This is a genomic window from Roseburia sp. CLA-AA-H209, assembly GCF_020687575.1.
Classification (GTDB): Bacteria; Bacillota; Clostridia; order Lachnospirales; family Lachnospiraceae; genus Roseburia_C; species Roseburia_C amylophila.
Map to the genome: position 1 here is coordinate 15,131 of NZ_JAJEQU010000003.1, position 12,338 is coordinate 27,468.

The 12,338-nt window shown below is 41.3% G+C and carries 10 protein-coding genes and 1 riboswitch; of the genes, 8 read left to right on the forward strand and 2 right to left on the reverse strand.

All coding sequences use genetic code 11. The features are described 5' to 3' along the window. Positions 1-3 precede the first annotated feature (3 nt). On the forward strand, positions 4-1,635 hold the full coding sequence (locus LKD41_RS03785) for a M23 family metallopeptidase (RefSeq protein ID WP_227700440.1): 1,632 nt from the start codon (positions 4-6) through the stop codon (positions 1,633-1,635). A 150-nt stretch (positions 1,636-1,785) separates the two neighbouring features. Then, the gene (locus LKD41_RS03790) at positions 1,786-3,078 is read left to right on the forward strand and encodes a UDP-N-acetylglucosamine 1-carboxyvinyltransferase (RefSeq protein ID WP_227700441.1); all 1,293 of its coding nucleotides are present in this window, start codon (positions 1,786-1,788) and stop codon (positions 3,076-3,078) included. A 274-nt stretch (positions 3,079-3,352) separates the two neighbouring features. Here LKD41_RS03790 and LKD41_RS03795 read toward each other — a convergent pair whose 3' ends face one another. Beyond that, positions 3,353-4,483, reverse strand: coding sequence for an HD-GYP domain-containing protein (locus LKD41_RS03795; protein ID WP_022243617.1), 1,131 nt, complete (start codon positions 4,481-4,483; stop codon positions 3,353-3,355). Between the two features lie 249 nt (positions 4,484-4,732). Next, positions 4,733-4,834: riboswitch (SAM riboswitch) on the forward strand. A 154-nt stretch (positions 4,835-4,988) separates the two neighbouring features. On the opposite strand from LKD41_RS03795, the gene metK reads away from it, so the two are divergent. The 6 genes from metK to LKD41_RS03825 all read left to right on the forward strand — a co-directional run bounded on the left by metK (position 4,989) and on the right by LKD41_RS03825 (position 10,810). Then, positions 4,989-6,176 (forward strand): methionine adenosyltransferase, encoded by a 1,188-nt coding sequence (metK, locus tag LKD41_RS03800; protein WP_022243616.1) that lies wholly within the window; start codon positions 4,989-4,991, stop codon positions 6,174-6,176. 336 nt (positions 6,177-6,512) lie between these two features. Beyond that, positions 6,513-8,000 (forward strand): sensor histidine kinase, encoded by a 1,488-nt coding sequence (locus LKD41_RS03805; RefSeq protein ID WP_022243615.1) that lies wholly within the window; start codon positions 6,513-6,515, stop codon positions 7,998-8,000. After that, positions 7,993-8,682, forward strand: coding sequence for a response regulator transcription factor (locus tag LKD41_RS03810; protein ID WP_022243614.1), 690 nt, complete (start codon positions 7,993-7,995; stop codon positions 8,680-8,682). Before LKD41_RS03805 ends, LKD41_RS03810 begins: the two co-directional genes overlap by 8 nt. 117 nt (positions 8,683-8,799) lie before the next feature. After that, positions 8,800-8,940 carry a hypothetical protein gene (locus LKD41_RS03815; protein WP_227700442.1) on the forward strand — a complete coding sequence of 47 codons (141 nt, stop codon included), beginning with the start codon at positions 8,800-8,802 and terminating at the stop codon, positions 8,938-8,940. Continuing rightward, positions 8,933-9,715: an RluA family pseudouridine synthase gene (locus LKD41_RS03820; RefSeq protein ID WP_227700443.1), complete on the forward strand. Its 783-nt coding sequence runs from the start codon at positions 8,933-8,935 to the stop codon at positions 9,713-9,715. The genes LKD41_RS03815 and LKD41_RS03820 overlap by 8 nt, the downstream gene beginning before the upstream one ends. An 18-nt stretch (positions 9,716-9,733) precedes the next feature. Next, the gene (locus LKD41_RS03825; protein ID WP_227700444.1) at positions 9,734-10,810 is read left to right on the forward strand and encodes an AI-2E family transporter; all 1,077 of its coding nucleotides are present in this window, start codon (positions 9,734-9,736) and stop codon (positions 10,808-10,810) included. Between the two features lie 132 nt (positions 10,811-10,942). On the opposite strand, the gene LKD41_RS03830 is transcribed toward LKD41_RS03825, so the two are convergent. After that, positions 10,943-12,283 (reverse strand): butyryl-CoA:acetate CoA-transferase, encoded by a 1,341-nt coding sequence (locus LKD41_RS03830; protein ID WP_022243611.1) that lies wholly within the window; start codon positions 12,281-12,283, stop codon positions 10,943-10,945. Positions 12,284-12,338 lie beyond the last annotated feature (55 nt).

A 12,338-nucleotide genomic window follows, 5' to 3' on the forward strand; every position in this document is an offset into this window, starting at 1 on the left:
AAGATGCAGATACCAGGGAATGCACAGGAACCTGTGAAGATGCAGGAATCAGATAAAATGAAGAAGTCAGATAAGATGCAGGAGCAGAAAAAGAAATCAACAACTTTAAATAGAATTGGAAAAGTCGATAAAAAGATTCGTATCCGCATGTGGGCAGCAGGCATATTTTTCGTCTGTCTGGTACTGGTGGTACTTTTGCAGAAATTTTCACTGGGACAGAATTATTTTGTGGTAACCGTAAATAATAAAGTGGTAGGCTGTGTCAGCAGCAAGACAGATGTGGAAAAGGCAGTACACGAAAGCCGGCGGCAAATGGCAAAAGAGAGTGAAGGCTATCTGATGCAGGAGATTTCTTATGAGACAACAGAAAGCCATAAGCCATTTCAGAAGCTGTTAAGTGAAACTGCATTAAAAGAAAAGATTACAAAGGAGCTTAAGAAAGAAAATTCCGGAGAAATCTTTGCATATACGGTAAGTGCCGGTGAAAACCAGCTTTCTTTTGCAACTTTAGATGAAGTAGAAACGTTTTTAGGACGTTTGAAAGAAGAACAGGATACGGACAATCGGTTTGAGATAGAGTTCAAAAAGGAAACAGATCATCAGGAGGGAATGCTTCTTGCAAACTTAAAAGAGGCAGGCGTTTCAGAAAAAACAGAAGCTTCTGCGGATGCCGGTATTGCGCAGCAGCTTGGAATCTATCTTTCCGATGCACAGGAGAATCCCGGGGAAAATAATTATGAAACCGGAATTCTTTCGATGGAATTTGCACAGGATGTGGAAGTGTTCACCAATCTGGTAGCAGCGGACACTCTGACGGATATAGATGCCGCGGTGGAAGAAGTAACAAAAGAGAAAGAAACGAATAAAATATATGAGATACAGCCGGGAGACTGTCTGTCGGTTATTGCACAGGAGCATGATACATCGGTGGCAGCAATCATAGCACTCAATGGATTGTCCGGGGAAGATGCAGTAATCAGTGCCGGTGAAGAACTGATTCTGTCGGTGCCTCAGCCGGACATCAGCTTACGGATCAGCGAAGGCGTAGTATATGAAGAGGATTATACCGCAGAGCCAGAGATTGTACCGAATGATTCCTGGTATACGACCGACGAAGTGGTGCTTGCAGAGGGAACTACCGGACATCGCGAGGTTAATATGGTGGTGACAACAGAGAATGGAATTGAGACGGAGCGGAGTATGATCCACCAGACCATACTGACAGAGTCAACGCCGGCAGTTATTGAGCGTGGAACCAAGATACCGCCAACTTACATTAAACCGCTGATTGGCGGAAGAGTTTCTTCCGGTTTTGGAAGAAGATGGGGCAGAATGCATAAAGGAATTGACTGGGCATGTCCGACCGGAACCAAGGTATTTGCATCCAGCAATGGTGTAGTAGTCAGTGCCGGCTATGTTTCCGGATATGGCAACTGCGTCTTAATCAGCCATCCGGATGGAAGAATGACACGTTATGCACATAACAGTAAATTACTGGTAAAAGCAGGGCAGAGCGTATCACAGGGTGAAGTAATCGCATTAAGCGGAAGTACGGGACGTTCTACAGGTCCGCATGTGCATTTTGAGATATTAATTAATGGTTCCCAGGTAAATCCGGTGAACTATCTGAATTAATTTCGATTTACAAGTCAGTGAATATATAATATAATAATACTATTGTAGATAATTCTTTTGAGGTACGAGAAATACTTGACAAAAGAGGAAATAAGTTACTATAATATTTTGTTTGTAATTTTGTAGGGAATCTAAGCATAGAGGTGCGAGATGGAACAGTATGTGATTAAAGGTGGAAATCCTTTGGTTGGCGAAGTTGAGATTGGTGGAGCTAAGAATGCTGCACTGGGAATTCTTGCGGCAGCAATTATGACGGATGAGACCGTAATAATAGATAATTTACCAAACGTTCGTGATATTAATGTGTTATTAAGTGCCATGGAGGGAATTGGTGCTAAGATAGAGCGTCTTGGAGAACATAGGGTAAAGATTAATGGTTCACTGATTCATGATTTGAGCGTGGACTATGAATATATTAATAAAATCAGAGCTTCTTACTATCTGTTAGGAGCATTACTTGGCAAATATAAGAAAGCAGAAGTGGCTTTTCCGGGTGGCTGTGCAATCGGAACCCGTCCGATTGACCTTCATCTGAAAGGTTTTCGCGCGTTAGGAGCCGATGTTGATATTCAGCATGGGTTAATTTCTGCTACTGCAGAACATCTGGTGGGAAACCATATTTATTTAGATAAAGTTTCTGTAGGAGCAACCATTAACATTATGATGGCGGCATCCATGGCAGAGGGAAAGACGATTATTGAAAATGCAGCTAAGGAGCCACATGTCGTAGACGTAGCAAACTTCTTAAACAGCATGGGAGCAAATATCCGTGGTGCAGGAACAGATGTCATCCGTATTGTGGGTGTAGAGAAGCTTCATAAAACAGAATATTCTATTATTCCGGATCAGATTGAAGCAGGAACTTTTATGTTTGCAGCGGCTGCAACCAAAGGTGATGTAACTGTTAAAAATGTTATTCCCAAGCATTTAGAGGCAACCACAGCAAAATTAATTGAAATTGGTTGTGAAGTGGAAGAATTTGATGATGCAGTACGTGTGGTATCCAGCAAGCCATTGCATCATACCCAGGTAACTACTTTACCGTATCCTGGCTTTCCAACAGATATGCAGCCACAGATGTCGGTGCTTTTAGCATTAGCAGAAGGAACAAGTACCGTAACGGAGAGTATTTTTGAAAACCGTTTCAAATATGTAGATGAACTGACCCGTATGGGTGCACAGGTGAAAGTAGAGAGCAATATTGCAATTATTACCGGTGTTGAAAAATTCACAGGTGCAAGAGTCAGTGCTCCGGATTTAAGAGCAGGTGCAGCCCTTGTAATTGCAGGTCTTGCAGCAGAAGGCATCACCATTGTAGATGATATTTATTATATTGAACGTGGATATGAACATTTTGAAGAGAAATTAGCTTCCCTTGGTGCAATGATTGAAAAGGTAAGTTCCGAGAAAGAAATCCAGAAATTCACATTGAAAGTATCATAAGATAAGAGCATCACAATATAGAAAGTTTTGAATATAAATACTAATATGAATATTGCAATGAGACAGAAGTGTTAAAAAGCGTTATCATAACCAAAAAAGATATCTGGTAAATATGCTACAAATGAGGCATAGTTATCAGATATCTTTTATACTTTACAGGAAATTGCTTTCCTGTAAAGTATAAAACGCTCCGCAAGGATGCGCACTGCGGCGTATAAGGCAGATGTCGCAAGCGACCGCCGCAGGCGCTAGAATGTGCCAAGGCACATTCTTTTTATATGATTGCTTTGATATATAAAGGACTTTTCTCAAGGTCAATACAGGCTCCATCATCTAACTGAACCAGTGGCTTGGAAAGACGACGATGATTCAATAAAACAATGCGGGCGGAAGTACCATCACTTAACATAACCCGGTTGTTCTGGTATGCATTGGCAATATTCTCTAAGAAGGTCAGAATATACTTTGGCTTATATTTCTGCAGACCGTCTTTTTCAAATTCGGCGATTACCTCAAACGGACAAAGGGGAGCACGATAGGAGCGTGCTGCTGTCATGGCATCGTAAACATCGGCAATCGCAATGATGAGTGCATAGTCATCGATTTCTTCCATGGTAAGCCCCATTGGATAACCGGAACCATCGCAACGTTCATGGTGCATGAGAGCTGCCTTTTTAATATGGGAATTTAATGGCTGGGATTTTAAAATATCGTAGCCATATTTCGGATGATTACGAATCATCTGGAATTCTTCATCTGTTAATTTTCCGTCTTTATTTAAGACCTCATCCGGAATTTTTGTCTTACCGATGTCATGAAGCAGACCGGCAAGGGTGAGAGTGTCTAATTCTTCATTGGAAAAATGCAGCCATTTTCCGATAATACGGGAGATGATGGCAACATTCAGACTGTGTGCATAGGTGCTGTCGTTGACCTGACGCATATTATGTAACATATCAAAGACATCCAGAGTGGTCTGCTTTGGACTTACTAAAGAAATGGTCTTTGATAAAAGCTCTTCTTTGTTTACGGTTCCTCCATCGGAAAGATAAGCATCAAAACAGTTCTTTAAATCCTGGGAACGCAGGGTGAAATCTACCTGAAAACGCTGGAATTCCGGAGAACTTTTGAGCTTCTGTGAGTAAGAAGCATCAGAAACCGGACTTGGTGCAGAAACAGGACTTTTGGCAGGAAAATATGCCGGATCTTTTGGCGTTTCCATTGGAGTAGCGACCTGTTTATTTTCTGTAATCTGCACACTGGCGATGCCATAAAATTCCAGTCTGGAAATCAGGGTACGCGTAAGTTCTACATTCGGATTAATAATAAGCTGTCCACGCTTGGTGCGGACAGGAATTGCTGTAACCATACCTGGTAACAAATCTTTTGTCTGATATTCTTTCATGCATGTGGTCCTCATTCTGGATGGATTTTATAATTATGATAGAACAAATCACAATTATATTCCTATTTAAGTATATTCTTTTTGCTAAAAATGTCAATCTTAACAGTAAAAATCGGCAAAATTTGTCAAAAGGATACAAAAAGTAATAAGGAATGTTTTCTCTGTTGATGAGAAAATATGGTGCTTGACATTTCGATATAATAGGTGTATTCTCTCCCATAGAGATTTGAAAATTCAATATTGTAATTTCTCTTATTCAGAGTGATGGAGATACATAGGATCAATGAAGTCACGGCAACCCCACAACATAAGGAAGGTGCCAACCTGAGCGAGCAAGTCGAACAATAAGAGGATTTGATTATCTTTACCATTATCGGGTCCGCTTATGATGTAAGCGGTTTTTTTTATTTTACGCGAGCAGCGAAAAAAGGTCTGGAAGAAAGAGGAGCCAAGCGCATCCACCAGATACTTAATAAGGGAATCAACAAAACGAGAGGAGAAAACGATGGAAAAAAGATTATTCACATCAGAGTCCGTAACAGAAGGACATCCAGACAAAATGTGTGATGCGATTTCAGATGCAATTCTTGACGCATGTATGGCAGAGGATCCAATGAGCCGTGTTGCCTGTGAGACAGCAAGCTGTACCGGATTTGTACTTGTAACAGGAGAGATTACTACAAAGGCAAAATTAGACATTCCTGCAATTGTAAGAAATACTGTAAATGAAATCGGTTATGACCATGCAGAAACCGGATTTGACGGACATACCTGTGCTGTTATGGTAGCATTAGACCAGCAGTCACCGGATATTGCAATGGGTGTTGACAAGGCTTTGGAAGCAAAAGAAAATAAAATGACCGATGAGGAGATTGAAGCAATCGGTGCTGGAGATCAGGGTATGATGTTTGGTTATGCAACCAACGAGACACCGGAATATATGCCTTATCCGATTTCTCTAGCTCACAAACTGGCATTACAGTTAACCAAAGTTCGTAAAGATGGTACTTTAAAATACTTAAGACCAGACGGAAAATCACAGGTTTCTGTAGAGTATGATGAGGCTGGAAAACCAAAGAGATTAGAGGCAGTTGTACTTTCTACACAGCATGACGAAGATGTAACTCAGGAACAGATTCATGAGGATATTAAGAAATATGTTTTTGACCCAGTCCTTCCAAAGGAATTAGTTGATGAGAATACTAAATTTTTCATCAACCCAACCGGACGTTTCGTAATCGGTGGACCACACGGTGATGCAGGTCTTACCGGACGTAAAATTATCGTAGATACATACGGTGGATACGCCCGTCACGGCGGTGGAGCATTCTCCGGTAAGGATTGCACCAAGGTTGACCGTTCAGCAGCATATGCAGCACGTTACGTTGCTAAGAACTTAGTAGCAGCAGGTCTTGCAGAGCGTTGTGAGATTCAGTTATCTTATGCAATCGGTGTAGCACAGCCTACTTCTGTTATGGTTGATACTTTTGGCACCGGAAAAGTTTCTGATGAGAAATTAGTAGAAATTATCCGTGAGAACTTTGACCTTCGTCCGGCAGGAATTATCAAGATGCTTGATTTACGCAGACCGATTTATCGCCCGACAGCAGCATATGGTCACTTTGGAAGAACCGATGTTGCACTTCCATGGGAAGCGTTGGACAAAGTTGATGAATTAAAGAAACACTTATAATATTGGAATAGATTCCAGAATAGTATAAAGAAGAAAGACCTCTTTTCGGAAAAGATTTATTTCTTAAGGGAAATGATTGAAATGCCGGAAAGAGGTCTTTTGGCATTTACGCGAGTAGCGAGAAAAATCGCATGCTTGCATGCAGATTTGGCGAGCACCGCGATAACTCGAGAAACTCGCAAAGCGTGTTTCTCGTAGTTTTAATGAGAAAACCAGCAAAGAGTTTTGGTTGGTTGGAAAATAATTTATAAATTCTTTAGAATAATTCTCAGAATTTTCATGGGAAAAGAGACTGCATGTGGTATACTATGATTATGAAAAACTGGAGGCTTGAGAATGAAACTAAGGACAAAGCTGATTATATCATTTTGTATTATCATATTTGTGCCGGTGACATTGGCCGCGTTGGCAATGTGCGGATTCCGTTATTTTCAGTTAAGAGATATTGCCAACACCTATCAGGTGGAAGATGGAAATATTAGTTATCTGACCAATACGGTGCAGATGTGGAACCGGGTGACAAAGGACAGTTGTCAGAAGTTACTGGATACAGCGGAAAGCGACCCGGACAAATTCCTGGACATGAAATATTTAATGCAGGTTAATGAGACTCTGCAGGGGAAAAACTCCTACCTGATTGTCATGAGGGATAATGAAGAAGTCTATGTGGGAACGAATGATTTGAATACGGTTCCGGAAAATCTGCCGGATTACATGGATACAAAGACAGGGGGAGAGACCGGCTATTTCATTGACAGTGATAAACAGGAAATGATTAAGCGGATTGACTTTGATTTTTCGGATGGTTCGGAAGGAACGTTGTTTGTAATTACATCTATTAAATCACTTGTGCCGGAAATGAAGGAACTTCTGATAGATATTATTATTTCTGTGTTATTGATACTTTTGTTGACGGCAGGTATGCTTACCATATGGAATTACCGGAGCATCATTACTCCGATTAAGAAGTTAGAGATGGCAACCCAGAATATCAAAGAGGGAAACCTTGATTTTACTTTGGAAATAGACAGCAATGATGAAATTGGTGAGCTGTGCCAGAACTTCGAAGAGATGCGGCAGAGACTGAAAGATTCTGCAGAAGAGAAGCTGGCATCAGAGAAAGAAAACCGTGTTTTAATCAGTAATATTGCCCACGATTTAAAGACCCCGATTACTGCTGTGAAAGGTTATTCGGAAGGTCTGATGGATGGTGTGGCAGATACGCCGGAAAAAAGGGATAAATATATCAAGACCATTTATAATAAAGCCAATGAGATGGATTTACTATTAAATGAGCTGACACTTTATTCAAAGATTGATACTAATCGAATTCCATATAATTTTAGCAAGATAAATGTAATGGAATATTTCGATGACTGCGTAGAAGAAATCGGCCTGGATTTAGAGGCAAAAAATATTGGTTTATCGTATTTTAATTACGCTGGGGATGATGTGCAGATTATTGCAGACCCGGAGCAGTTAAAGCGTGTCATTCATAATATTATTAATAATTCCATCAAATATCTGGATAAGCCGAAGGGCTTTATCAATATTCGTGTAAAGGATGTGGGTGATTTTATCCAGGTAGAGATAGAAGATAATGGAAAAGGAATTGCAAAGAAAGACCTGCCATATATATTTGACCGGTTCTTCCGGGCAGATACTTCAAGAAATTCCGCAACCGGTGGAAGCGGTATTGGTTTATCCATTGTCCGCAAAATTATTGAAGACCATGGCGGAAAGATATGGGCAACCAGTAAAGAAGAAACAGGTACAATCATGTATTTTGTACTGAGAAAATATCAGGAGGTTCCAAATGAGTAAAGTATTGATTATTGAAGATGAAGTTTCAATTGCAGAACTGGAGAAGGATTATTTAGAGTTAAGCGGTTTCGATGTCGAAATCGAAAGTGATGGAGCAAGGGGCTTAGAGAAAGCACTGGCATCTGATTTTGACATGTATATCTTAGACCTGATGCTTCCGGGCATGGACGGCTTCGAAATCTGCAAACGTATTCGTGAAGTAAAGAATACACCGATTCTTATGGTATCTGCCAAGAAGGATGATATTGACAAGATTCGCGGACTGGGACTGGGTGCAGATGATTATATCACAAAACCATTCTCCCCAAGCGAGCTGGTAGCAAGAGTAAAGGCACACCTTGCCCGTTATGAAAGACTGATTGGCAGCAATGTGCAGGAAAATGATATTATCGAGATTCGTGGAATCAAGATTGATAAGACAGCCCGCCGCGTCTGGGTAAATGGCGAGGAAAAGGCATTTACCACAAAGGAATTTGATTTACTGGTATTCTTAGCACAGAATCCGAATCATGTATTTACCAAGGAAGAACTGTTTAAAGAAATCTGGGATATGGAATCCGTTGGTGATATCGCAACCGTAACGGTACATATCAAAAAGATTCGTGAGAAGATTGAAATGGATACCGCAAAGCCTCAGTATATCGAGACAATCTGGGGGGTAGGATACAGATTTAAATTATAGAATGTGTAGCCCCAGATTGTCTATAGATGCGCATGCGCGCGTCAGCCAGCAAAGCTGTCTGAGCTGGGGGGTAGGTTACAGATTTAAATTATAAATGGTCTGGTAGCAGCTAATCCGGTGGCATTGTTATTTGCTTTACTTATTGCGGCAGCTATTATTGTTGACTTTATATGTATTAAAATTTATGTAAAAACAAATTCAGCTTTATTTTTACAATTAGAAAATGCACAGGAGATGCAGGAAAAAGTATATGTATAAGATTGCAGAACATATTTTATATGAGGATGACAAGCTGCTTGTCTGTGTAAAACCGGCAGGGATTGCAGTGCAGACGAAGCGTATGGGCGAGCAGGATATGGAGAGCCTGCTTCGGAATTATCTTGCTGCAAAAGGAGAGACTCCCTTTATTGGAATCATCCATCGCTTAGACCAGCCGGTGGAAGGCGTAATGGTCTTTGGAAAGACCAAAGAAGCCACAGCAGAGCTGAACCGGCAGATGCAGAAAAACGGTTTTGGAAAATATTATCTGACAGTGGTATATGGAAAAGCAGAACCGAAAGAAGGACAGCTTATTGACTTTCTTAAGAAGGATGGCAGAAGTAATACTTCTTCTGTCGTAAAACAGGGAACCGCAGATGCAAAGCGGGCGGCGTTAACCTATCGGGTGCTGGAATGTAGTACGCTTGATGATAGAGATGATAGAGATGGCAGAGATGGTAAAGCTGCTTCAGGAGCGGGTACAGCGGATGGAACATTGGAAAAAACTGAAGCTGCGGAAGAAATCAGTCTTCTTGAAGTAAAATTAGAAACCGGGCGGCATCACCAGATCCGTGTGCAGATGTCGCATCATGGCTGGCCATTGGTGGGAGATAGAAAGTATGGAAGGAAGAATGAAAGTCTGCCGGGAATGAGGTCGATTCCACTGGCACTTTGTTCTTATCGGCTGGAATTTCTGCATCCCACAAGCAAAAAGAAGATGCAGTTTCAGATAACACCGGAAGGTCAGGCATTTCATTTATTTTCAGATTTATAATACATAAAAAAGTCCGGGATGCCACATACTGATGGTATGACTGAAAAAACAAGACAACTTATAAAAAAGATTATATATTTAGCAGGGATTACAGTTGCAGTATATTTGGGAATGCGTTTCGCACTGCCGATTGTAATTCCTTTTTTACTGGCAATCCTTATTGCAAGAATATTATGTAAACCAGTAGCTTTTCTGTCAGAGAAAACAAAGCTTCCCAAAGGAATTGTAAGTACGGCTGCAGTGCTGTTGCTGCTGGCAGTGATTTTTCTGCCGATGGGCTATCTTGTATACAAGGGAATCTGCGAACTTGCATCACTGATAACGAATTATCCGGCATTATTTGGAAAAGCAGATACACTCTGGTGCAGTTGTTGTGAGCGGGTTGCGGAAATCACCGGCATGAAAAAAGAGACAATGGTGCAGTGGGGAAAAAACTGCGCGGCATATGTCAGCAGTCAGGCAGAAACGAAGCTGATTCCGGCAATGATGAATGGCTCGCTGGCATCTTTGCGGGGACTGGCAGCATTCTTTGGCATCTGCATTGTAACTGTTGTGGCGGCAGTACTGATACTCTGTGATTATGATAATCTGGTGCAGCGTTGGAGAAAAAGCAGTTTTTATTCCTGGGGCGGACGGATATTTCAAAATATGTGTCATGCCGGTGGAACATATCTTAAGGCACAGCTTATTATATTGGCATTAATCAGTGGCGTATGTATAGCAGGTCTGTTCCTTACCGGAAATTCGTATGCCATTCTGGCGGGAGTGCTGATTGGCATGAGTGATGCACTGCCTTTTATTGGCACAGGACTTGTCTTTATTCCATGGCTGATTATCGATTTATTTCGTGGAAAGTATTTTGCGGCAGTGATATATGGTATACTGTTTATATTGAGTACCTTTATCCGGGAATTTATGGAGCCAAGGCTCATGGGAAGAGGGCTGGGCGTGCATCCGCTGGCGGTTATCATCAGTATTTATGCAGGTCTGAAAATATATGGAACAGCCGGTGTTATTTTAGGCCCGCTTTCCGGATTTTTAATCTGGGAAATTTATCACAGTATCTGTGGAAGAGAGGAAAAAGAGATAACATGAAAATTGTGCGCATTTATGGACAGAATCATAAGGGTTCCATCTATTATATTGCAAAAATCCCATGGGATTAGGTCAGATTCACCAGTGGTGAAATTATGACGTATTCCCATGGGATTTTTAAAAGTTACGTAGTTATTTGTTGCTTCTTCTCCAGATATGCATTTTCTCTGCATCTGCGATTAATTCATCACGGAAGTCCGGATGTGCGACAGAGATAATTGCTTCACATTTCTGCCAGGTAGAAAGTCCCTTTAAGTTGACTTTACCATATTCTGTTACCAGATAGTGGATGTTGGCACGGGTATCAGTTACGATAGATCCTGGATCTAAGGTAGGAAGGATACGGGATTTTAACTGACCATCTCTGGTTGTAAAGGTAGAAGAACAGCAGATGAAGCTCTTACCACCATTAGAAAGGTATGCACCCAGAACGAAGTCTAACTGTCCGCCGGCACCACTGATGTGTTTGATTCCAGCAGACTCTGCATTTACCTGACCGTAGAGGTCTACATTTACTGCATTGTTAATGGAAATAAAGTTATCCAGTGCGGAAATGGAACGGATATCATTGGTATAGCTTACCGGAGCACTCATAAGTTCCGGGTTTTCATCTAAGTAGTCATACATTTTCTGAGTTCCTGCACCGAAACCATATGTCTGACGGAAACGGTCGATGTTTTTCTTGGAACCGTTGATTTTTCCTGCTCTTGCAATATCAACGAATGCATCAACGTACATTTCGGTATGTACACCTAAATCTTTCAAATCAGATTCTGCAATCATGGAACCAACAGCATTTGGCATTCCACCGATACCAAGCTGGAGACATGCACCATTTGGAATCTCATCTACGATTAATTTTGCAACTGCCTGATCGATTTCAGTAGCAGCTCCGCCGCCGCCTAATTCACCGATAGCCGGATTCTCGCCTTCTACGATGAAATCAACATCGGAAATATGGATGCTGTTTTCAAATCCGCCTAAGCAGCGAGGCATATTTTTATTTACTTCAACGATAACTTTCTTGGAAGTCTCGCAAACTGCCATCATATGAGAGGCGTTTGGTCCAAAGTTGAAATATCCATGTTTGTCCATTGGAGCAACCTGGAACATTGCTACATCATCCGGAGTAGCGGAGTCACGATAGTATCTTGGAAGCTCGGAATAACGGATTGGAGCGTAGTAAGAAAAACCACGGTTGATATATTTACGCTCGATTCCGGACATATGCCAGGAGTTCCAGGTAAAGTGTTCGCCGGCATCTTCACGTTCGAAGACAGCTAACGGTTTTAACAGAATACCACCTCTTAAGTTGACATCCTTTAATTCATCCGTACGTTTTGCAAGGGCTTTATCCAGTGCATCCGGAGTTCCGGTACACCATCCATAATCTACCCAGTCACCGGATTTGATGACTTTGACAGCCTCATCTGCGGAGACTAATTTCTGTTTATATTCCTGTGTGTAATCCATGAAAAACCTCCTGTATATTTTGTTTGTTAAATTATTATCATAGTACCACTTCGTA

What these genes read in the sequence shown, in the direction of transcription:
- LKD41_RS03785 (WP_227700440.1), top strand. Translation starts at nt 4, where the DNA reads ATGCAGATACCAGGGAATGCACAGGAACCTGTGAAGATGCAGGAATCA.
- LKD41_RS03790 (WP_227700441.1), top strand. Translation starts at nt 1,786, where the DNA reads ATGGAACAGTATGTGATTAAAGGTGGAAATCCTTTGGTTGGCGAAGTT.
- LKD41_RS03795 (WP_022243617.1), bottom strand. Translation starts at nt 4,483, where the DNA reads ATGAAAGAATATCAGACAAAAGATTTGTTACCAGGTATGGTTACAGCA.
- metK (WP_022243616.1), top strand. Translation starts at nt 4,989, where the DNA reads ATGGAAAAAAGATTATTCACATCAGAGTCCGTAACAGAAGGACATCCA.
- LKD41_RS03805 (WP_022243615.1), top strand. Translation starts at nt 6,513, where the DNA reads ATGAAACTAAGGACAAAGCTGATTATATCATTTTGTATTATCATATTT.
- LKD41_RS03810 (WP_022243614.1), top strand. Translation starts at nt 7,993, where the DNA reads ATGAGTAAAGTATTGATTATTGAAGATGAAGTTTCAATTGCAGAACTG.
- LKD41_RS03820 (WP_227700443.1), top strand. Translation starts at nt 8,933, where the DNA reads ATGTATAAGATTGCAGAACATATTTTATATGAGGATGACAAGCTGCTT.
- LKD41_RS03825 (WP_227700444.1), top strand. Translation starts at nt 9,734, where the DNA reads ATGCCACATACTGATGGTATGACTGAAAAAACAAGACAACTTATAAAA.
- LKD41_RS03830 (WP_022243611.1), bottom strand. Translation starts at nt 12,283, where the DNA reads ATGGATTACACACAGGAATATAAACAGAAATTAGTCTCCGCAGATGAG.